The organism is Bacillus sp. FJAT-45350, assembly GCF_002335805.1.
Lineage (GTDB): Bacteria > Bacillota > Bacilli > Bacillales > NISU01 > FJAT-45350.
The window spans coordinates 342824-364092 of the sequence record NZ_NISU01000002.1; the positions used below are offsets into that span (position 1 = coordinate 342824).

A 21269-nucleotide genomic window follows, 5' to 3' on the forward strand; every position below is an offset into this window, starting at 1 on the left:
TTACATTGGCCACAATTTCTTTTATGATAAAAGGAGGAGAAAAATAAGAGTTGAAAGTAGGGGTAATGTGGGTACGTTATGGTTTGGTGGTACTTTTTATACAATGGAGCAGCCAGGTAAATCAGTTGAAGCTGTTTATGTTGTAGATGGATATATTAAAGCAGTTGGAACTGAAAAAGAAATAATAGAGACATATAAAGATGAGATAGAGGAACAGAGGGATATAGATGGTGCATATGCTTTTCCAGGTTTTATCGATAGTCATTTACATATGGTTGGACATGGAGAAAAGCTTATTCGACTTGATTTATCTAATGTCACAAGTGCAGAAGAAATGAAGGACTTATTAGTTAGTAAATCAAGTGATGCACAACCTGGAGAATGGATTTATGGTGAAGGCTGGAATGAAAATAATTTTCCAGACAGAAAAATTTTTCATCGAGAAGAGCTAGATGAAATTGCTCCTCATAATCCAATGATGTTAACGAGAGTTTGTAGACATGCTGTTCTCGTCAATAGCACAGCATTAGATGCGGCAAAAATTAATAAAACGACAACCGACCCAGATGGTGGTGTGATCGTCCGTGATGGAGTAGGGACTCCTACAGGTTATTTACTTGACTCGGCACAGGAGTTAGTTAAGGAAGTAGCACCAGAAGTTACAGAGGCATATTTAGAAAAGGCGTTAACAACTGCTGTTGATGATATGTTTTCACTTGGATTAGTAGGAGGGCACACGGAAGACTTAGGTTATTATGGTGACGTAGAACGTCCCCTACAAACGTTTAAGAAGGTTATTGATGGAGAGAAGAGAAAGCTAAGAACTCATATGCTTGTTCATCATACAGTTGTCGAGGATTTACTTACTAGAGGATATAAAATTGGAGAGCATAGTAAATTTATTGAACTTGGACCGATGAAAATCTTTGCAGATGGTGCTCTTGGTGGAAGAACAGCATTGTTGAGTCAGCCTTATAATGACGCACCTGAGACATCTGGTGTAGCGATTCATCCATTAAATGAATTAAAAGAAATGGTAAGATCAGCAAGAGAAAGAAAAATGGCTGTAGCGATTCATACAATAGGTGACTTAGCACTCGAGTATGCAATTGAGGCAATTGAAACTCATCCTAATAACAGCACAATACGAGATCGACTGATTCATATTCAAGTAGCACGAGAGGACTTACTTGAAAGAATGTTTGATTTACCAGTGATATTAGATATCCAGCCCCGTTTTGTTGCAGCGGATTTTCCTTGGGTCGAAGAACGGTTAGGCTTTGAACGATTACCATTATCTTTTGCCTGGAAAACATTGTTAGACAAGGGGCTTCATTGTGCAGGTGGGTCAGATGCGCCGATTGAGCCAGTCGATCCGTTATTAGGTATCCATGCAGCAGTTACAAGAAAGAAGCCAGGCGAAAGCCATGAAGGATACTTACCTGAACAAAAGCTATCAATTTTTGAAGCGGTTAGCCTCTTTACTACTGGTAGTGCATATGCAATTGGAAAAGAAGCTAAAATGGGGAAAGTTCAGCCTGGCTATGTAGCAGATTTTACACTTTTGGATAAGGACCTTTTCTCTATTGAGCCAGATGAAATATTAGATACAAAGGTAGTAAAAACAGTTGTTGATAATACAATTATGTATGAGAGATAGAAATAAAAGGCTAGTTGATTAGATTGAATCAACTAGCTTTTAGTTTATAGGAAATTTCTTTGTACCTTATGCCAAAATGAGTTATTTTTTAACTTAAGTACTTTAATGCTTTTACCAGACAATTTCAACTTCAATTCATGGGCATGTCGAATACTAAGGGCTTCATTATCTACACCGATAATCGGGTGGTCATTTCCGTCTTGGACTACCTGTATCCGTAATGTGCGATTTTCACCTAATAGAAATGAAGTTCCTAGAGTGCGGTATTCGTTATTGTTTAGAGAAGCAATTTCACTTACTTGTAATGATGGAAGAAGAGGATCTACAATAGCACCTCGAACGCTTTTGTTATAGGCTGTACTTCCTGTTGGAGTTGATACGATTACTCCATCTCCCCTGAATGTTTCAAAGTGTAAATCATCAATAAAGATATCTAAGACAAATGCTTTAATAATGTTTGAGCGAATTGAGCATTCGTTTAGGCAATAGAACGGCTTTTCATTATCAAGAGTAACTTCAATTGTTGAATAACGGCGAACTTCGATATCGTCACTTTTGATCGCATCTATCATTTGAGTTGTATCTTCTAACGTAAAGTCAGTGTAAAAACCTAAGTGATCAGTACTCACACCGACATAAAGACAGTCTTCTCTAAAATCTGTTTTACGAGTTGCTTGTAAAAATGCATTGTCTCCACCAACGCTTGCAATAATGTCAGCTTCGAGGTAATCATCCACAACAACAAATCCATTATCTCTAGCTAATTGTTTTAGTGGATGTATCTGTTGTTCAAAAGTGGAAGTGGCTTTATAGAAAAAATATATTTTGTTACGATGAGGCATGTTAACTCAACCCTTTCTAAATTTATCCTTTTGTCCCTTAGGATAGTAGTTTTGTGAATGAAGTACCTAGTTTCTACAAAATTGTTATAATTAGTTACTTTAGATGATTAATCAAGCTTTTTTATGTTATCATACCTTTGTTTAGTCAATACATACTTTTGTTTTTAATTTTCGTTTTTGTAAGAAGAGAGAAGAGGAGTGAAATCGAATGAGTACAAAAAGATGGATAGCTTTGTTAGTTGCTTTCGTTTTATTGGTAGGTTCACTAGCAATTAATACGCTTTCAATGGCTGCCTTTACTAATTTTGGCTCCATGTTTGAAGAGGAAGATACAAGGTGGTCTGAGCATGTTATTGAAAAAGGGGATCCAGGAGTAACTGGGAAAATTGCTGTATTAAATGTAAATGGAACAATTCAAGAGACATATGATGCGCCACTTTTCATGGATACAAGTAGTTACCGACATCGTACATTTCTTTCAATGCTAGAACATGCTGGAGAAGATCCGAATGTTGAAGGGATTATTATTAGAGTTAATTCTCCTGGTGGTGGAGTGGTAGAAAGTGCAGAGGTACATGATAAAATTATTGAAGTTCAAGAGGAATTCCAAAAACCAATCTACATTTCGATGGGCAGTATGGCGGCATCAGGTGGATATTATATTGCGGCACCTGCTGATAAAATTGTAGCAAATGCTTCGACTATTACTGGCTCACTAGGTGTCATATTCCAAAGCCTTAACGTTTCTGAATTAGCTGATGAATATGGAATAAAGTTAGAGACAATTAAGAGTGGTCCTTATAAAGATATTATGTCACCAACTAGAGAGATGTTAGATGAAGAACGAGCTATTCTTCAATCTATGCTAGATGAATCATATGATGAATTTGTAAGAATAATTGCATCAGGACGAAATCTATCTGAAGCGAGAGTTAGGGAGTTAGCTGACGGGCGTATTTATAGTGGCTTACAGGCAAAAGAGTTAGACTTAATTGATGAAATTGGAAGCTTTGATGATACTGTTGACCTTCTCGTGGAGGAAATTGATAGAGGAAGACTAGATGTAATTCGTTATGAAACCCCCTTTGGTTTTAATTCATTTTTTATGATGAGTGCTGAAAAATGGTTAACGGCAGACCATGATTTACTGGGGATTAAAGAGCTATTAAACAGAACGAATTCACCTACATTAATGTACTTATATACAAGATAAAGTGAGGTGAGAAATTGATGGATATGACCTATGATGAGAAAAATCAGTTACTTGAGGAAGAACGTTATGAAGAGAGAGAAGATCAGGAAAAAGAAGAAACTGTACGTTATCGCTATGCTGGATTTTGGATGAGGTTTTGGGCGTTCTCCTTAGATAGCATTGTCGTATTTAGTTTGAATGGCATTCTCGTTTATCCAATCCTTCGTATGCTAGGATTAATGGAAAGCACAGTTTGGGCTTTCTCTGTGAATAGTGTGTTAACAGGCTTGGTTGCCTTCCTATACTTTGCGCTGTTAACTAAGTATTTTTCACAAACTCTAGGCAAAAGAGTTTTAGGGCTTAAAGTAATAGGAAAAGATAGTGAGAGGCTCTCATGGTCTGCTATCATTTTCAGAGAAGGGATTGGACGTTTTATTATTCAGGTATTTGCTCTAATGTATCTCCTTTATCTTGTCGTGGCATTTTCTAAAGATAAACAAGGGATCCATGATATGATTGCGGACACGTATGTTGTTCATGAGGAATAAATAAAAATAAACCTGCTAGCTATTGCTAGCAGGTTTATTTTTATATTCTTATGACGATAATGGTAATAAAAAAGGAGTTATGGAATGACTTGGATATGGATTAGTGCTGCTATTATACTTTTTCTTTTACTATTTCTAGCCATAACAAAAATTACAGTAACTATTTCATATGTTCATAATGCAGATGATGATTTATTAAATATCGTCGTTAAAGCTTGGGGAATCCGTCTTTATAAACTTTCAGCACCTCTTATAAAGATTGATGAAAATTCTCCATCGATCATTGTTGAGGAAGAACAGGAAATAGGAAGTGTAGAACAGGAAAAAAAGGTAAAGATAACAGTAGATTATATTATAAAAGAAATAAGGAAGATGAGAGACTTTCTTGAGCATGTTGTTGGATTTCATACAATTGTACGTAGGTTTTTGGGACATATTACTGTGCACAAGTTTGAATGGAAAAGCCTTATTGGTGTAAGCGATGCTTCTCATACCGGGATTGTAGCGGGCGTTGTCTGGTCATTAAAGGGTGGTATTGTAGGTATTGTAGGGAATTATATGAAAATAAAAGAAAAGCCTATCATTATGATACAACCACATTTTCAGGCAATGATTTCCAAAACTGATTTAAAATGTATTATTTCTTTTCGCATAGGGCATGCTATAAAGGCAGGTTTATTGATCGTTAAACACTGGAAGAGAAGACCAATTCATCTAAAAACTGCAGAAGAGCATCTATAAATGCTAGAGGGAGGAATCAAAAATGTCTGAACATCCTATTCAAGGTTTAATGAAGACAGCAATGGAAAATTTAAAAGAAATGGTTGATGTGAATACTATCGTTGGTGATCCTGTAGAGACGCCTGACGGTAGCGTAATTTTACCTGTTTCTAAAGTAGGTTTTGGCTTTGCTGCGGGTGGTAGCGAGTTTATCGTTGAAACGAAAGGTACCAATGGAACTGAAACTGAGCATCCATTTGGAGGAGGTAGTGGTGGTGGAGTGTCAATCACACCAATCGCTTTTCTAATTGTGAGTGCATCGGGTATCAAGATGGTTCATTTAGATGGTAACACTCATCTTTATGAAAAACTAATGGATTTTGCCCCACAGGTTGTAGATAAAATACAACAAATGGTGAGCGGAACTAATAATAATAATATAAAGACTACGACAACTACAAATAATACAAACCCTATGAATCAACAGTTTAATCAAACGGACAACAATCCTCCAATTTAATAAATAGAGGAAAAGGGCTTATGTAGAGACATTTGCCCTTTTTTTATGGGAATTATTAAGTTTGAACAGAGGTTTGTACCTGACAAAAAGGGGTAAGTAGAAACTGTAAAACTTTTTAAGTGTAAATAGTTGAAATCTTAACACTATACATATAGTATTTATTTTGTGATTAACACTTTTTACTAGGAGGAATTATAAAATGGCAAATGTAACATTTAAAGGAAACGCAATAACTCTATTAGGTAGCGAAGTAAAAGTAGGGGACACTGCACCTGATTTTACAGTATTAGCAAACGATTTATCTCCTGTAACTTTAGCAGATTCAAAAGGTCAAGTTCGTTTAATCAGTGTTGTTCCATCTGTTGATACAGGTGTGTGTGACGCTCAAACTAGACGCTTTAACGAAGAAGCTAGTAATTTAGGTGGAGCAAAAGTATTAACGGTGAGTGTAGATTTACCATTCGCTCAAAAACGTTGGTGCGGTGCTGCTGGTATCGAAAACGTTCAAACAGTTTCTGACCACCGTGAGCTTTCATTCGGTAAAGCATATGGAGTAGCAATTGAAGAGTTACGTTTACTTACACGTGCTGTATTCGTTATCGACTCAAATGATAAAGTAGCATACGTAGAGTACGTACCAGAAGCAACAGATCATCCAAACTACGAAGCAGCTATTGAAGCAGTTAAAGCAGCAAAATAATACTTTCAAAAAAAGCCTTTAGGGGCTTTTTTTCGTTAATGCTGAATTATGAGTTATGGATTATGAAACAATTTATAACTCATAACTCAGCATTCATAATTCTATCCCTACATTCATAATTTGCATTTCTCCTCTCCCTTCCACTATAATTATCTATTGCGTAAAGTTTTGAAAATGAGTGTAAGATGCTATTAGTTTTGTCTATAGTAGTAATAGATAGATTATAAGGTGAAGAACGGAGGAATTGGAATGGAAGGAAGAACAGATGTAGAAACGCTCTTTATGGCGTTAGATGATAGTGCGGAACTTTTAAAAGAGACGCTTAATATGACCTACTTAGAAGCGTTGGTTGAGGCAGGAGAAAATCTATTTCAAGGAACTGTACAGCAAGAAGTGGATGAATCAGTAAAAAGTGAGCTTTTGAAACGAATAGAAAGTGTAGATGTTCAAGCAATCGCTCCCGAAGGAATCCGTAAATCCTTTCAGCTTGCAATTTTAAAGGGGATGAAGGAAGGGACACAAGCGCATCATGCAATTACACCTGATGCAGTTGCCGTCTTTATGAGCTACTTAGTTAATAAACTAAAGGCGAATGACAAAGCTTTTAGTCTATTAGATCCAGCAGTGGGAACTGGGAATTTATTGGCTGCGATTTTAAACCAATCAAAATCAACCATTTCAAGCTATGGATTTGAAGTAGATGAAACACTTCTTAATTTGGCATTTGTCAGCTCGAACTTACAGGAGAAAGAAATTCAATTTTTCCATGAAGATAGTATTAAACCAATAAAATTGCCTACATTTGATGTTGTCGTATCAGATTTGCCAGTAGGCTATTATCCTAACGATGAAATTGCTAATGGTTATACTCTTAAGGCTGAGGAAGGGAAGTCTTTTACTCATCATTTACTCATTGAAAGGGCAATAGAGCAAACGAAAGAGGGAGGCTACTTACTCTTTCTGGTTCCTAACTTTCTTTTTGAAAGTGAACAGGCTGCCCAGTTACAAGCGTATGTAAAAACGAAAACGAATATATTAGGATTATTACAGTTACCATCTTCTATGTTTAAGTCACAAGAATTCGGGAAAAGTATCTTTCTTTTACAGAAAAAAGGTGAAGGTGTAACACAACCAAGGCAAGCGTTACTTGCAGAGCTACCATCTTTTTCTAAACAAGAAGCACTAACAGATATGATTCGTCAAATCGATAAATGGTTTAAAGAGGAGTTCGAACTATAATTATGAATTATGGGTTATGAATTATGAATTATGAATTGAAAACCTAATGCTTAATTAAAGTTGCTTTAACGTTCATGCTTTGCAATTAGCCATTAAAATAACTCTTAAGTAAATAATTTAAGATTGGTTATATTAAAGAAGGGTGTATGTTGAAGGTTTGTCAGAATAGATAGACTTCAATTAGAAATAAAAAAGTGTATTGAATACGCTTGATATTCCCTACTTCAGGTGCTTAAATAGGTAAGGTGATCATACGAATTTTACAATCATTGTTTACATAAAGGAGTATACGTAATATGTCAAAAATAATTGCGATTAATGCAGGTAGTTCTTCTCTTAAATTTCAGTTGCTTGAAATGCCAGCTGAGACAGTCTTAACGAAAGGGGTAGTAGAGCGTATTGGTTTAGGAGATGGTATCTTTTCAATTGAGGTAAATGGAAAAAAGAAAAAGGAAACATTTGATATTCCTGATCATGCTTTTGCAGTAAAAACATTACTTGAAAAGCTAACAAACGAAGGGATTATTGCTTCTCTTGATGAGATTGAAGGAATTGGTCATCGTGTAGTACATGGTGGAGAGAAATTCAATGATTCTGTATTGATTACAGATGACGTATTAACAGGGATTGAAGAGGTGTCAGAATTAGCGCCACTTCATAACCCAGCAAATATTGTAGGGATTAAAGCATTTAAAGACGTGCTACCTAACGTTCCAGCGGTAGCTGTTTTTGATACCGCATTTCACCAAACGATGCCGGAGCAATCATTTTTATATAGTCTTCCGTATGATTATTATACTGATTATGGAATACGTAAATATGGCTTCCATGGAACGAGCCACAAATACGTATCTGCTCGTGCAGCAAAGCTATTAGGACGTCCGGTTGAACAGCTTCGTTTGATTTCTTGTCATTTAGGAAACGGTGCAAGTATAGCTGCGATTGAAAATGGCAAATCAATTGATACATCAATGGGCTTTACACCTTTAGCAGGGGTAACAATGGGGACTCGTTCGGGAGATATTGATCCTGCGTTAATACCATATATCATGGAAAAAACAGGGAAAAGCGCATATGAGGTTATTGACATTTTAAACAAAGAAAGTGGATTACTAGGATTAACTGGATTTTCTAGTGATTTGCGTGATATTGAACTGGAAGCGGATTCTGGAAGTGAACGAGCAGAGGTTGCTTTAGAAGTTTTTGCTTCACGTATTCATAAATACATTGGTTCTTATGCTGCACGTATGTATGGTGTAGATGCAATTATTTTCACTGCAGGAATTGGTGAAAATAGTGATGTAATAAGAGAACGTGTTCTTCGTGGCCTTGAGTTTATGGGTGTTTATTGGGATCCATCATTAAACCAAGTACGTGGGAAGGAAGCATTTATAAATTATCCTCACTCACCAGTTAAAGTGATGATTATTCCAACAAATGAAGAAGTAATGATTGCCCGTGATACAGTGAGATTATCAAGCTAAAGAGGATATAGAGCGGTATAAACCTGATTTATGGAACGGTAAAATCCATAAGTCAGGTTTTTTTAAGTTTCCTTTATTATTTAGTTTGTATTGCATACAATGGTAGTATCAACTCTAACTGGGGGAATGGGAATGGCGAGTTTGTTAGAGAAAAAAGAAGGAGAGCGTATGGTTGACTTCTTTATTATTAAAGAAAGGGAAGTCAGTATTGCCTCAAATGGAAGTGAATATATCTCCTTTACGTTAGGGAAAGGTTCGGAAACTATAAGAGCTAGAATTTGGGATGTGTCAGCTGAGCAAAAGGAACTTTTTATGAAGCGTTCGGTCGTAAAAGTTGATGCAACAGTTACCATGTACCGAAATCAAAAACAATTGACGATTCAAAGAATTCGTCTTGCAACAGATGAAGATCCTATTCGTGTGCAAGACTTATTAATCTCTGGGAATATATCTCGTGAAGATTTATGGGTGGAGCTTCGAATGTGTATAGAGGAAATCCAATCTCCAGTGTTAAGTCGTATGATAAAGAGCATTTTAGCAAAAAAAGAAGTACGGGACTCGTTGACGACGATTCCAGCGGCGAAACAATACCATCATGCTTATTATGCCGGGTTACTGGAGCACATTGTTAGTTTGTGTCAAGGGTCATTGCAATTATTACCGTTTTATCCACATGTAGATAAAGACTGTGTTCTTGCTAGCTGTATCCTTCATGATATAGGGAAAACAAAAGCATTGTCAGATCCGATTGCTCCTGATTATACAACTGAAGGAGAACTAGTTGGCCATGTTGTGTTAGGGATAGAAATGGTAAATGAGGCAGCTTATGAAGCAGGAATTTCGACAAACAATGAAGAAGTAGTAGCAGTAAAGCATTGTATGCTATGTCATTATAGCGACAATGGAGAAGAGTTAGGGGGGACAGTTTTAGGAAAAACTGCTGAAGCAATTTTTTTCTCTCAACTTGACCAGCTTGATACAAAGATGAATGCGTTACTACAAGTCAAAGATAGTGCAGAGGACGGATGGAGCTATTCACCAATGCTGAAACGTAGAGTTTTTCTTAAAGAACAAAATCCTAAAGAGTAAATGAATTAAATGATGATAGAGGCTGTCTCCTAGAATCTTTTTTGAAAGTTTTTTAGTAGCCGGTCCTCTTCTGTTAATAAAAAGGGGAACTAGACATGGCACATAAAACGAAAGTACAAACGTATGAACTAGCGACTAGATTTGATAGCAACCAGTTTCCATTTGAAACAACTGCAGAAGTAGAAAAACTGACTGCAGAAATTATTGGGCAGGATAAAGCAGTTCGTGCAATGAATTTTGGTTTAAAGGTTAAACAAGAGGGATACCATCTTTTCTTAGTTGGACCAACGGGTACAGGGAAAACGACGTATGCTCATTCAAAGGTATTAGAACATGCAAAGGAATTAGAGACACCAAGTGATTGGGTGTACGTATATAATTTTCAAACTCCAGATAGACCGATAGCAATTCCTCTTCCTCCAGGTAAAGGGGTTATTTTTCAAAGACATATGGAACGTTTGTTAGAGGAAATTACTATAGAAATAGATAAAGCCTTAACTAGTAAGCAATATGAGTTTCAAAAAGCTGATTTAATCCAATTACATGGGGAAGAAGTAGATAAAAAGTGGGAATACTTAGAAGAGATAGCTTATAAAGAACGTTTCTTAATTGAAAAAAGTGAAACTGGTATTGCTGCAATTCCTTTAAACGACCGTGAAGAACCACATGATGATGAATCGTATCACAAATTAACTAAGGAAGAACAGCAAGAGATAATAGAGAAAACGCGAGAATTAAATAAAGAATTAAGTACGATTGTACGAGCTATTCAATCAGCAGAGAAGGTTTTGGATGAAAAGCTAGAAGAATTAGAGAAGTCATCCGTTTACGAAAATATTCATTTTCTTGTAAAGGAACTACAAGATGAGTACGCTTCCAATGAGAAGGTTGTAGCCTATTTAACAGAGGTTGAAAAAGATGTAATTGCCAGTAGAAATGATTTTCATGAGCAAGAGAAGGAAGAAGAGGATCTTATGTCTCTACTTTCTCCAAAGCAGGAAAAGAAGGACGAGCATAGATATCAAGTGAATGTATTTGTCAACCATAACAATACAGATGGAGCGCCTGTCGTTCATGAGAGTAACCCTACTTATGGAAATCTGTTTGGAAAGTTTGAATATAAAGGCTCATTTGGAACTGTGGTCACTAATTTTACATTAATGAAGCCAGGTGCTTTTCATATTTCAGCAGGTGGATATTGTATTATCCAAGCATCGGAGCTAGTTAGTAACCCATATTCATGGCTTGCACTGAAACGAATGATGAAAACTGGAGAATTACGAATAGAAAATCCATTAGAAGAAACAGGAGTTACAGCAACAAGTGGCCTAAAACCAGAACCGATTCCAGTCCAAACAAAACTAATTCTAATTGGAACGCATCAGCTATACCATATTTTATCCGAGTATGATGAAGACTTTGGAAAATATTTTAAAGTGAAAGTTGATTTTGATGTACAGATGGAGCGAAACGTGGAGCATTGCATGAAATATGCCTCATTCGTTGCCTCATACTGTGCAAATAATGATTTACGTCATTTTACTAGAGATGCACTTGCGAGAGTAATTGATTATAGTACAAGACTAGCAGAGGATCAAAGTAAACTATCAACTAGCTTTCATCATGTAACGGAGATATTAGTTGAGGCAAACTTCTGGGCAGATGAAGAAAATAGTCAGTTTGTCGAGAAGTCTCATGTACGTAAAGCGTTAAAAGAACGTTTTACTCGTAATAATTTAATTGAAGAAAAGATTAAAGAAATGATTGATGATGGCACAATCATGATTAAAACAGATGGGGAAGTTGTCGGTCAAATTAATGGCTTATCTGTTTTAAATACAGGTGGCTATTCATTTGGACAGCCCAATAAAATTACTGCAAGAACATATATAGGTCCGAAGGGAATAGTTAATATTGACCGAGAATCTTATTTAAGTGGCCCTATCCATGCAAAGGGCTTAATGATATTAACAGGCTTTATTCAAGGGGAGTTTGCTCAAGATGGACCTTTACCATTGTCTGCTAGTATTACGTTCGAGCAATCGTATGACATGATTGATGGGGATAGTGCTTCAAGTACTGAGTTATATGCAATATTATCTTCACTATCAAATATTCCAATTAAACAAGGGATTGCCGTAACAGGTTCTGTGAATCAGTGGGGAGAAATTCAACCAATTGGTGGAGTGAACGAAAAGATTGAAGGATTTTTCTATACATGTAAAGCTAGAGGATTTACAGGGGGCCAAGGTGTGATCATCCCAATTCAAAACAAGAAAAACCTAATGTTACGCAATGAGGTTATTGAAGCTATTGAAAAAGGACTGTTTACCATTTGGGCTGTAAGTACGATTAGTGAAGGAATTGAAATTCTTACTGGGATTACAGCTGGAGAGCGTGACCAATTAGGTAAGTTTGAAGAAGGGACTGTTTTTCATCGTGTTGAGAAACGATTACATACGATGATATCAACTTTTCGTAGAGGGAAGGTCATTGCTAAAGAGAAAGTATAGTGAGGTGATAGAAAGTGGCGTTGACTGAAAGAGAAGAAAAGCTATGGATTGAGATAGAAAGTTGGGAGCAACAGTTTTTTAACTATGAACCAACAGATTTTGAAATGACGTATCAAAAATGGCTTCAAACAGGCTTACTTCAGCTAGGAGAAAAGAAACAAGAAAAGCTACTAGATTTTGTTGATAATGTATTGTTTCACCTTCATGCATTGATCCAAAATTCTCGCTTTAATGAAGATTCTAGAAACCGTTTATTGTCACAAGCGAGAGTATTCAATGGGGAAATAACGGATATTCTGGATATGAAAAAACTTTCAATAGAGCAACTAAACTATATTGCATCTCAACAGATGGCAAAACAGAGGTTGTTTTCTTTTGGACAAGGTGGTTTATCTGGGATGGGAGGAGTTCTTTTACTCGGAATTGATCTTCCTGCAATGCTCGCAATAAATATGAGAGCGATACAGCAAATTGCGCTGACATACGGATATGATTTAAAACACCCCTCTGAAATGATGATTGCACTTAAAGTATTTCATGCATCATCATTACCTAAAGATTTACAGCATCAAGCTTGGAATCAATTATTTGATGATGTGGCAACAGAGCAAGAAGAGTGGTTCTATGGTGGAAGTGAGGAAGTTACAGATATATCATGGCTCCAACAACCGATTCGACAAATGCTTAAAGCACTTGGAATTGTCATGCTAAGAAAGAAGCTTATACAGGGAGTACCTCTAATTGGAATGGCTTTCGGTGCAACAATGAATTATCAATTTACAAGACAAGTTACTGAGGTAGCACATCATTTTTATCAGAAGAGATTTTTATTAGATAAAGCAAGTAATGGAATTATAAATTATGAGTGATGAGTTTTGAATTGAAATTAAGCATTCATAACCCATAATTCAGCATTAAAAAAAGGTCCTATGATTTCTTAAATAAAATCATAGGATCTTTTTTATTGGTGTACTTTAGCTGTTACTTCTTCACTTTTGCGATACCAAATCCATAGGTCATTAATGATCGATGCATGCTCGGCTATTTCACGATTTAATTCGCATGAGCGTTGGAAGTTATCTTCGTTGTATAGTTGTTCTTGTTTTCTATTAATTATCGTTTCTATATTGGAGATTCTTTCAGGTATTTGACCTCGAATTTGCTCCCATTGAAAAATAATCTTAGCTTGAGTATCAGTTTCTATGTCGTCCCATTCATTATGAAGAACGGGAATACTAATACCTAGGCGGTCGTTATATAAAAATTCAAAATTCACTTCTCACACCCCCACTCTATTATTGTACATGAAAGTGACAAATATTTGAACAGATTTGCACACTGGAAACAAAAATAAATGGCTTCATGATTCAATAGTTTTTGAGTTGCTATTTTTTTTGTAAAGTTATTAAGCTTTTTTGCATAGTATGTGGATGAATATTTCATTAAGTATAGAGGCAACACACAAATATTACGAAATTTAAGTATACTTTTTACAAGTAGACCCTCCTATTCAAATAAGCTATAACTTTGAATAGAGCAGTTGTTTTAAACATACTGGAAAGTATTTTTAAAAAATTTTTAATAGGGTATTGCCAAATAGTCAGATAGTTGATAAAGTATGAATATTAATTAGTTTAAAGTTAAATTTATGCACAAACTAAAGAGGAGCTATACCTCTTTTATATTTAATAGCAATGTATAAAAATTATTAATCTAGTATTTATATTCACTAGCCTATAGGAGGAATTATTAAAATGAGTAAGAAAAAAGTAGTGTTAGCGTATTCAGGTGGACTTGATACATCAGTAGCAATTAAATGGCTTGGGGACCAAGGTTGGGATGTAATCGCTGTTGGTCTAGATGTAGGAGAAGGTAAGGACTTAGACTTTATTAAACAAAAAGCATTAGATGTTGGCGCGATTGAATCTTATACAATTGATGCAAAGAAAGAATTTGCTGAAGAATTTGTTTTACCAGCATTACAAGCACATACATTATATGAGCAAAAGTATCCACTAGTATCTGCTTTATCTCGTCCGTTGATTTCAAAGAAGTTAGTAGAAATTGCTGAAGAAACGAATGCAGATGCTGTGGCACATGGTTGTACTGGTAAAGGAAATGACCAAGTTCGTTTTGAAGTAGCTATTCAATCATTAAATCCTGATTTAGAAGTATTAGCACCTGTTCGTGAGTGGGGCTGGTCTCGTGATGAGGAGATTGAGTACGCGAAGAAAAATAATATTCCAATTCCAATCGATTTAGACAATCCTTATTCAGTGGATGCTAACCTTTGGGGAAGAGCAAATGAGTGTGGAGTATTAGAAGATCCTTGGGCAACTCCTCCAGAAGGTGCATATGAAATGACAGTGGCACTTGAGGATGCACCAAATGAAGCTGAATATGTGGAAATCGGTTTTGAAAAAGGTGTTCCAGTTACATTAAATGGTAAAGCATATGAGTTACATGAGCTAATCTTAGAAATGAATAAAATGGCAGGTAAACACGGGATCGGACGTATTGATCATGTAGAAAACCGTCTTGTTGGAATCAAGTCTCGTGAAGTATATGAGTGTCCTGGTGCAATGACATTAATTAAAGCACATAAAGAGCTAGAAGATTTAACGTTAACGAAAGACGTTGCTCACTTTAAACCAGTAGTAAGTCAAAAGTTAGCTGAAATTATCTATAACGGATTATGGTTCTCTCCATTACAACCAGCATTACAAGCGTTCCTAAAAGAAACACAACAATCTGTAACAGGTGAAGTACGTGTAAAACTATTTAAAGGGCATGCTATTGTAGAAGGACGTAAATCAGAGTTTTCTTTATATGATGAAAAGCTAGCAACTTACACACCAGAAGATGAATTTGATCATGCTGCTGCTGTTGGCTTTATTAAGCTTTGGGGATTACCTACAAAAGTTCACAGCTTAGTTAACAAGAAGGGGGTAAAACTGTGACAAAGCTTTGGGGAGGTCGTTTTACAAAAACAGCCGAGGAGTGGGTCGATGAATTCGGCGCCTCCATCGGCTTTGACCAAAATCTAGTTGAAGAAGACATCGAGGGCAGTTTGGCACATGTGAAAATGCTAGGTAAGTGTGGAATTCTCCCTGTCGAAGATGTGAACAAAATCACTGAAGGGTTAAAAAAAATCCTAGAGAAAGCCCAAAAAGGTGAATTAGAATATTCCATTCAAAATGAGGATATTCATTTAAATGTTGAAAAGTTTCTTATTGATGAAGTTGGTCCTGTTGGCGGGAAACTACATACTGGAAGAAGTCGTAATGACCAAGTAGCAACTGATATGCACCTTTACTTACGCAACCAAGTGAAGGAAATCTTAAGTGAGATTAAAAACTTACAAAGAGCATTGGTATTGCAAGCGAAAGGACATGTTGAGACATTAATTCCAGGATATACGCATTTACAACGTGCACAGCCTGTATCATTTGCTCATCACTTATTAGCATATTTCTGGATGCTTGAGCGTGATTATGAACGATTAGAGGACGGGTTAAAGCGTGTGAATATTTCACCACTTGGTGCAGGTGCACTAGCTGGTACAACATTCCCAATTGACCGTCATTATAGTGCGGAACTATTAGGATTTGATGGAATTTATGAAAATAGCTTAGATGCTGTAAGCGACCGTGATTTTATTCTTGAATTTTTAAGCAGTTCTTCTATTGCGATGATGCACTTATCTCGTTTATGTGAAGAAATCATTCTTTGGTCATCACAGGAGTTCCGTTTTATTGAATTAGACGACGCATTTGCTACAGGAAGCAGTATTATGCCTCAAAAGAAAAATCCTGATATGGCTGAGTTAATCAGAGGAAAAACAGGCCGTGTATACGGAAATTTATTCTCGTTATTAACAACTTTAAAAGGTCTTCCTCTAGCGTATAACAAGGATATGCAAGAAGACAAGGAAGGTATGTTTGATACAGTAACGACGATTAAAGGATCTCTAAAAATCTTTACAGGTATGATTGAATCGATGACTGTAAATACAGACGTGATGGAGAAAGCGACACACTCTGATTTTTCAAATGCAACTGAACTAGCTGATTACTTAGCTAGCAAGGGAATGCCATTTAGAGATGCTCATGAAGTAGTAGGAAAATTAGTTCTTCAATGCATCCAGAAAGGTATCTTCTTATTAGATTTACCGTTTGCTGATTATAAAGTAGCGAGCGAACTATTTGAAGAGGATATTTTCGAAGTTCTTCAACCAAAAACAGTTGTAGCTAGAAGAAATAGCGCTGGTGGAACAGGGTTTGAACAGGTAAAGAAAGCATTAGTTTTAGCAGAAGAAAAGATTGAAAAGACATTGGCATAAAAGTAAAACACTGAAAAAAGGGAAAACTGAACTTTTTTCAGTGTTTTTTGTAATAAAATAAAAAGCTCAAGAAATCAACACTGCTGATTTCTTGAGCTAGAGCTTGTTTATATAAATTTAATTATTGACGTACAATTAATACGTCACATTTAGAGTTACGTACGATAGACTCAGATACACTTCCGATTAAAATACGTTCTACAGCATTTAAACCAGTAGCTCCAGTAATGATTAAATCGATTTCGTGTTTGTCTGCTAATTCTCTAGGAATTTTCACCTTTGGAGAGCCGTAATCAAGTACTGTTGTGATATTTGAAACACCTGCTTCTTCTGCATCTGTTTTGTATTGCTCAAGAAGTTCTTTACCATATTCTTCAGCGCGAGTTGCAACTGTACGGTCATATTGTTCTACAGTAGCAAATGCTCTTGTATCTAAAATATGCGCAATGACAAGTGTTGCATCTTCTTTCTTTGCTACATTAAATGCTTTTTTTAACGCTACTTTCGCTTCGTCAGAACCATCAACAGCAACTAGAATATTTTTGTAGTTTTTTTCCATTGTGTTTCACTCCCCCTAAGGTAATATGTTTGTATGTCTATAACGCTATTATAGCATGAATATTATGACAAAAATAAGTACTTGTCATACAATTTCATAAATTGTTAATAATAAGCTGGACTTACAAAATATATTAGGGGGACTTATGGTGAAAGAGCATAAACTTCACGGGACGATTTATGATGTTGAGGGAGAAATGATGGTCCATGAACAATTGATGGATTCTTATCGGGTTGGAGTCATTAGTGATAATAGAAATAATGAATCAAACGAAGTAGAAGAGAATTAAGCAAGGATAACGGGCACACAAAAACTTGTGTGCTTATTTTTTTACTATCATAGTGAATAATAGTAAGATCATAAACAAGAAAGAAATGAATGAATACATAAATTATTTCGCTATAGATAGGAGAATCGCTATGCGTCATGCCTTTATAACATCTGGAGCTAAAGGGTTGGGTCTTAAGGTTACTGATTACTTTTTAGAAAATGATTATACTGTGACAGTTAATTTTCGTAGCGACAAAAATGCTGTTGAGAGATTAAAGGAACGCTGGAGTAACAAAGTGGATAGAATTCACATTGTTCAAGGAGATATTACGAAGAAACAAGATATTGTAAGAATGGTGCAAGAAGCTTATGAACGCTTTGGAAGAATAGATATCCTTGTAAATAATGCAGGTCCATATATTTTTGAACGAAAAAAATTAATGGATTATACCGAGGATGAGTGGTACGAAATGATTGAAGGAAATTTAAGTGCCTGTTTTCATATGTTCAAGGAGGTAATTCCGATTATGCGGAAACAACGCTTTGGAAGAATTGTTACGTACGGCTTTCAAAGTGTGAATGATGCTCCAGGTTGGATTTATCGTTCTGCCTATGCAGCAGCAAAGGTTGGATTAGTATCACTAATGAAAACAGTTTCACTTGAAGAAGCTGAAAATGGAATAACAATTAATATGGTTTCTCCTGGTCACATTATGGGTGACATGAAGGAAACAACAATTGAAAAGTCTAGATTGATAAAAGATGAGAATACCCCTGTAGGTCGCTCAGGTACAGGTGAGGATATCGCAAGAACCGTTGCCTTCTTATGTGAGGATAACGCTGATATGATAACAGGTACAGTCATTGATGTCACAGGTGGAGTAAATGTTATCCACCGTTATAGATAAAATGTATATATTACCAATTTATGTGCACCTTATGAATATGAGGTGATACTATGAATAAAAAAGTGACTGGATTATTACTAGTATTTTTGTTAGCACAAGTAGCGGGTACATTTGTTTATGCAACTGAATTAATGAATAAATTTGCTGTTAGAATTCATATCGTTGAGAATGGAACGATATACGAATGGGAATTCGATAATCCTGATAAATATGAATTTGAAAAAGGGAATACAATTGTAAGAGGCAATGAAGCAAAAGAAAAAGTAGATGAAATCATCGCTTTGATTAAGCTTAAAGAAGATGCAAATGTTGAAGATATGGTTGAAAAGCTACTGGTCAAGTACCCCCAGCTAGAACGCTTTGATGCCAGACTCATGAATGGGGAAGGTAAGCTCTTTACATGGATTTGGGAAAAAGAAGAAAAAACGGATTAATGCTCTAATGATTGATATCATTGTGAATAGGGAAGGAATATAGTGATTAATGGTTAATGGGTAATGATTAATTTAGAATTGCGAATTGCAAATGGCGAATTGAAGGCTTTGATGTTCTAGCAAGGCTAGAACGAACTTTTGCTAATTGTCGCGGCTGATTTATCAGCCGCGCAATTAGCAATTAGCAATTAGCAATTAGCAATTAGCAATTAGCAATTAGCAAGGGGGTAGCTTTGTGCGTATTGGTGTACCAATGGAGATAAAGAATAATGAAAACCGAATTGCGATGACTCCTGCTGGGGTGTTATCGTTGGTGAAGCATGGTCATGAGGTTTTTATAGAGAAAGGCGCTGGATTAGGGTCGGGGTTTACAGATGAACAATATGTAGTTGCTGGTGCTAAGATTGTCGATTCTGCAGCTGAAGCTTGGTCAATGGAAATGGTCATGAAGGTTAAAGAGCCATTACCAGAAGAATATGATTACTTTCATGAAGGGCTAATCTTATTTACTTATTTACATTTAGCTCCAGAGCCTGCTTTAACGAAAGCGTTATTAGAAAAAAAAGTGGTAGGTATTGCTTATGAAACGGTTCAGTTGCCAAATCGTTCACTACCGTTATTAACTCCTATGAGTGAAGTAGCTGGAAGAATGTCTTCTCAAATTGGTGCTCAATTTTTAGAGAAGACTCGTGGGGGTAAAGGAATTCTTTTATCAGGTGTACCTGGTGTGAAAAGAGGGAAAGTATCTATTATCGGTGGTGGAGTTGTTGGTACTAATGCAGCTAAGATTGCCGTAGGGTTAGGTGCAGATGTGACAATTTTAGATTTAAGCCCAGAAAGGTTAAGACAGCTAGATGATATTTTTGGAACGGACATTAACACTCTTGTTTCCAATCCGTTAACGATAGCAGAAGCAGTGAAAGAATCAGATTTAGTCATAGGCGCCGTTCTTATTCCAGGGGCAAAGGCACCACGATTAGTAACAGAAGAGATGATTAAGAATATGCAGCCTGGTTCAGTACTTGTCGATGTTGCGATAGACCAAGGCGGTATATTTGAAACAACGGATAGAATTACAACTCATGATAACCCAACGTATGAGAAGCACGGAGTCCTTCATTATGCTGTGGCCAATATGCCTGGAGCTGTACCGAGGACGTCTACAATTGCTCTTACAAATGTAACAATTCCATATGCATTGCAAATTGCAGATAAAGGTTACATCCGTGCATGTCAGGAAAATCACGCATTACTAATGGGTCTTAATACGTTAAAAGGAAAGTTAGTTTATCAAGCGGTTGCTGAGGCACAAGGACTTCCATATGAAAGTGTAGAATCAGTACTCTAATTCAAAGCGACACAAAGGTGGCTATTCAACTGCTGTATATAGTAGTTGAAGCAATGCCCTTTGTGTCTTTTTCTTTAGTAAATTCGTTTATAGAAGTTGTTCAAAAAGGTAAAACTGACCTTTTTGAACAACCTCTTATAAAATTTTCATAAAGGTGAAACCTAAATGAATGTCATTCGTACATAAGTAGTAGAATGACTAATGGAGGCGATTGATATGTTTGCTTTTTTTAAACGAGTAAGTACTGTTATGAGCTCAGAGTTAAATGCATTACTTAATAAAGCAGAGGACCCAGTGAAGATGCTAGACCAATTGCTACGAGATATGGAAAAAGACTTACAGGAGGCAGAAACAACGGTTTCAAGACAAATGGCTACATGTAAAATGTTTGAGAAAAAAGTGGATGATGCTCTTCGATTAGTAGAAAAACGAGAAAAACAAGCGTTAGAAGCTATTGAAGTAGATAATGAGGATCTTGCTCGTCGGTTATTAGAAGATAAACAAAAGCAACAAAAAAATTATTATGAGTTAAAGGATTCTTATGAGATAGCAAAAGCAGATGTAGATAGTCTAAAGGAAAAGCTTAAGGAAATGAAAGAAGAATATCATTCCATGAAGCTAAAGAAGGATTCACTAAAAGTCCGTGCAGAATCTGCAAAAATGAAATCTAAGTTAAATCGTTCAATCTCTTCAATTGGAAGCGATGAAGCAAAGCAGAGCTTCGAACGTATTGAAGAAAAAGTGCTGCAGTATGAAGCAGAAGCCGAAACAACAAGTGGAGATTTTGACAGGGTATCTACTACCTCATTAGATGATGAAGTTGCAGCGTTAAAAGGAAACAATGAACTAGAATCTGAGCTAATGGCTCTAAAGAAAAAGGTTGGAAAAGAATAATGGTGGC

Annotated in this window: 21 protein-coding genes; 18 read left to right on the forward strand and 3 right to left on the reverse strand. The window is 36.1% G+C overall.

The features are described 5' to 3' along the window. Positions 1-67 precede the first annotated feature (67 nt). Entirely contained in the window at positions 68-1660 is a 1593-nt protein-coding gene (locus CD003_RS18255; protein ID WP_096202673.1) for an amidohydrolase, read from the forward strand. Positions 1661-1704: 44 nt separating this feature from the next. Here the strand turns inward: CD003_RS18255 and CD003_RS18260 are convergent, their stop codons facing one another. After that, positions 1705-2502 (reverse strand): NAD kinase, encoded by a 798-nt coding sequence (locus CD003_RS18260; protein ID WP_096202674.1) that lies wholly within the window; start codon positions 2500-2502, stop codon positions 1705-1707. A gap of 208 nt (positions 2503-2710) precedes the next feature. Here CD003_RS18260 and sppA point away from each other — a divergent pair, with 208 nt between their 5' ends. The 10 genes from sppA to CD003_RS18310 all read left to right on the forward strand — a co-directional run bounded on the left by sppA (position 2711) and on the right by CD003_RS18310 (position 13376). Beyond that, on the forward strand, positions 2711-3715 hold the full coding sequence (gene sppA, locus CD003_RS18265) for a signal peptide peptidase SppA (protein WP_096202675.1): 1005 nt from the start codon (positions 2711-2713) through the stop codon (positions 3713-3715). A gap of 17 nt (positions 3716-3732) precedes the next feature. Then, positions 3733-4242 carry an RDD family protein gene (locus CD003_RS18270; RefSeq protein WP_096202676.1) on the forward strand — a complete coding sequence of 170 codons (510 nt, stop codon included), beginning with the start codon at positions 3733-3735 and terminating at the stop codon, positions 4240-4242. 84 nt (positions 4243-4326) lie between these two features. Then, positions 4327-4983: a DUF2953 domain-containing protein gene (locus CD003_RS18275; RefSeq protein WP_096202677.1), complete on the forward strand. Its 657-nt coding sequence runs from the start codon at positions 4327-4329 to the stop codon at positions 4981-4983. Between the two features lie 22 nt (positions 4984-5005). Next, positions 5006-5482, forward strand: coding sequence for a GerW family sporulation protein (ytfJ, locus tag CD003_RS18280; RefSeq protein WP_096202678.1), 477 nt, complete (start codon positions 5006-5008; stop codon positions 5480-5482). A 199-nt stretch (positions 5483-5681) separates the two neighbouring features. Next, entirely contained in the window at positions 5682-6182 is a 501-nt protein-coding gene (tpx, locus tag CD003_RS18285; protein WP_096202679.1) for a thiol peroxidase, read from the forward strand. 249 nt (positions 6183-6431) lie between these two features. Continuing rightward, positions 6432-7421, forward strand: a complete 990-nt coding sequence (locus CD003_RS18290) for a class I SAM-dependent methyltransferase (RefSeq protein ID WP_096202680.1) — start codon at positions 6432-6434, stop codon at positions 7419-7421. Between the two features lie 296 nt (positions 7422-7717). After that, a complete protein-coding gene (locus tag CD003_RS18295; RefSeq protein ID WP_096202681.1) occupies positions 7718-8905 on the forward strand; it encodes an acetate kinase in 1188 nt (395 codons plus the stop codon). A gap of 132 nt (positions 8906-9037) precedes the next feature. Beyond that, positions 9038-9994 carry a 3'-5' exoribonuclease YhaM family protein gene (locus CD003_RS18300; protein ID WP_096202682.1) on the forward strand — a complete coding sequence of 319 codons (957 nt, stop codon included), beginning with the start codon at positions 9038-9040 and terminating at the stop codon, positions 9992-9994. 95 nt (positions 9995-10089) lie between these two features. Beyond that, entirely contained in the window at positions 10090-12507 is a 2418-nt protein-coding gene (locus CD003_RS18305) for a Lon protease family protein (protein ID WP_096202683.1), read from the forward strand. A gap of 14 nt (positions 12508-12521) precedes the next feature. Next, the gene (locus tag CD003_RS18310) at positions 12522-13376 is read left to right on the forward strand and encodes an EcsC family protein (protein WP_096202684.1); all 855 of its coding nucleotides are present in this window, start codon (positions 12522-12524) and stop codon (positions 13374-13376) included. Between the two features lie 92 nt (positions 13377-13468). On the opposite strand, the gene CD003_RS18315 is transcribed toward CD003_RS18310, so the two are convergent. Next, positions 13469-13783 carry a hypothetical protein gene (locus CD003_RS18315; RefSeq protein ID WP_096202685.1) on the reverse strand — a complete coding sequence of 105 codons (315 nt, stop codon included), beginning with the start codon at positions 13781-13783 and terminating at the stop codon, positions 13469-13471. A gap of 478 nt (positions 13784-14261) precedes the next feature. Here CD003_RS18315 and CD003_RS18320 point away from each other — a divergent pair, with 478 nt between their 5' ends. Both CD003_RS18320 and argH read left to right on the forward strand, forming a co-directional pair. Continuing rightward, positions 14262-15467 (forward strand): argininosuccinate synthase, encoded by a 1206-nt coding sequence (locus CD003_RS18320; protein WP_096202686.1) that lies wholly within the window; start codon positions 14262-14264, stop codon positions 15465-15467. Then, the gene (gene argH / locus CD003_RS18325; RefSeq protein WP_096202687.1) at positions 15464-16849 is read left to right on the forward strand and encodes an argininosuccinate lyase; all 1386 of its coding nucleotides are present in this window, start codon (positions 15464-15466) and stop codon (positions 16847-16849) included. Before CD003_RS18320 ends, argH begins: the two co-directional genes overlap by 4 nt. A gap of 121 nt (positions 16850-16970) precedes the next feature. Here the strand turns inward: argH and CD003_RS18330 are convergent, their stop codons facing one another. Further along, positions 16971-17408: a universal stress protein gene (locus CD003_RS18330; protein ID WP_096202688.1), complete on the reverse strand. Its 438-nt coding sequence runs from the start codon at positions 17406-17408 to the stop codon at positions 16971-16973. A 148-nt stretch (positions 17409-17556) separates the two neighbouring features. Here CD003_RS18330 and CD003_RS22020 point away from each other — a divergent pair, with 148 nt between their 5' ends. From CD003_RS22020 to CD003_RS18350, 5 genes are all read left to right on the forward strand, one after another. Next, positions 17557-17697: a hypothetical protein gene (locus CD003_RS22020; RefSeq protein WP_179295616.1), complete on the forward strand. Its 141-nt coding sequence runs from the start codon at positions 17557-17559 to the stop codon at positions 17695-17697. A 130-nt stretch (positions 17698-17827) separates the two neighbouring features. Beyond that, the gene (locus CD003_RS18335; RefSeq protein WP_096202689.1) at positions 17828-18586 is read left to right on the forward strand and encodes an SDR family oxidoreductase; all 759 of its coding nucleotides are present in this window, start codon (positions 17828-17830) and stop codon (positions 18584-18586) included. Positions 18587-18636: 50 nt separating this feature from the next. Beyond that, the gene (locus CD003_RS18340; protein WP_096202690.1) at positions 18637-19020 is read left to right on the forward strand and encodes a hypothetical protein; all 384 of its coding nucleotides are present in this window, start codon (positions 18637-18639) and stop codon (positions 19018-19020) included. A gap of 235 nt (positions 19021-19255) precedes the next feature. Next, positions 19256-20368 (forward strand): alanine dehydrogenase, encoded by a 1113-nt coding sequence (gene ald, locus CD003_RS18345; RefSeq protein WP_096202691.1) that lies wholly within the window; start codon positions 19256-19258, stop codon positions 20366-20368. A gap of 216 nt (positions 20369-20584) precedes the next feature. After that, positions 20585-21262 carry a PspA/IM30 family protein gene (locus CD003_RS18350; RefSeq protein ID WP_096202692.1) on the forward strand — a complete coding sequence of 226 codons (678 nt, stop codon included), beginning with the start codon at positions 20585-20587 and terminating at the stop codon, positions 21260-21262. Positions 21263-21269: the final 7 nt, after the last annotated feature.

Excerpts from the sequence above, each read along its gene's own strand:
- CD003_RS18300 (WP_096202682.1), top strand. The coding sequence starts at position 9,038 with ATGGCGAGTTTGTTAGAGAAAAAAGAAGGAGAGCGTATGGTTGACTTC.
- CD003_RS18335 (WP_096202689.1), top strand. The coding sequence starts at position 17,828 with ATGCGTCATGCCTTTATAACATCTGGAGCTAAAGGGTTGGGTCTTAAG.
- CD003_RS18320 (WP_096202686.1), top strand. The coding sequence starts at position 14,262 with ATGAGTAAGAAAAAAGTAGTGTTAGCGTATTCAGGTGGACTTGATACA.
- CD003_RS18295 (WP_096202681.1), top strand. The coding sequence starts at position 7,718 with ATGTCAAAAATAATTGCGATTAATGCAGGTAGTTCTTCTCTTAAATTT.
- CD003_RS18330 (WP_096202688.1), bottom strand. The coding sequence starts at position 17,408 with ATGGAAAAAAACTACAAAAATATTCTAGTTGCTGTTGATGGTTCTGAC.
- CD003_RS18340 (WP_096202690.1), top strand. The coding sequence starts at position 18,637 with ATGAATAAAAAAGTGACTGGATTATTACTAGTATTTTTGTTAGCACAA.
- tpx (WP_096202679.1), top strand. The coding sequence starts at position 5,682 with ATGGCAAATGTAACATTTAAAGGAAACGCAATAACTCTATTAGGTAGC.
- ytfJ (WP_096202678.1), top strand. The coding sequence starts at position 5,006 with ATGTCTGAACATCCTATTCAAGGTTTAATGAAGACAGCAATGGAAAAT.
- CD003_RS18350 (WP_096202692.1), top strand. The coding sequence starts at position 20,585 with ATGTTTGCTTTTTTTAAACGAGTAAGTACTGTTATGAGCTCAGAGTTA.
- CD003_RS18305 (WP_096202683.1), top strand. The coding sequence starts at position 10,090 with ATGGCACATAAAACGAAAGTACAAACGTATGAACTAGCGACTAGATTT.
- CD003_RS18270 (WP_096202676.1), top strand. The coding sequence starts at position 3,733 with ATGGATATGACCTATGATGAGAAAAATCAGTTACTTGAGGAAGAACGT.
- sppA (WP_096202675.1), top strand. The coding sequence starts at position 2,711 with ATGAGTACAAAAAGATGGATAGCTTTGTTAGTTGCTTTCGTTTTATTG.
- CD003_RS18260 (WP_096202674.1), bottom strand. The coding sequence starts at position 2,502 with ATGCCTCATCGTAACAAAATATATTTTTTCTATAAAGCCACTTCCACT.
- CD003_RS18275 (WP_096202677.1), top strand. The coding sequence starts at position 4,327 with ATGACTTGGATATGGATTAGTGCTGCTATTATACTTTTTCTTTTACTA.
- CD003_RS18290 (WP_096202680.1), top strand. The coding sequence starts at position 6,432 with ATGGAAGGAAGAACAGATGTAGAAACGCTCTTTATGGCGTTAGATGAT.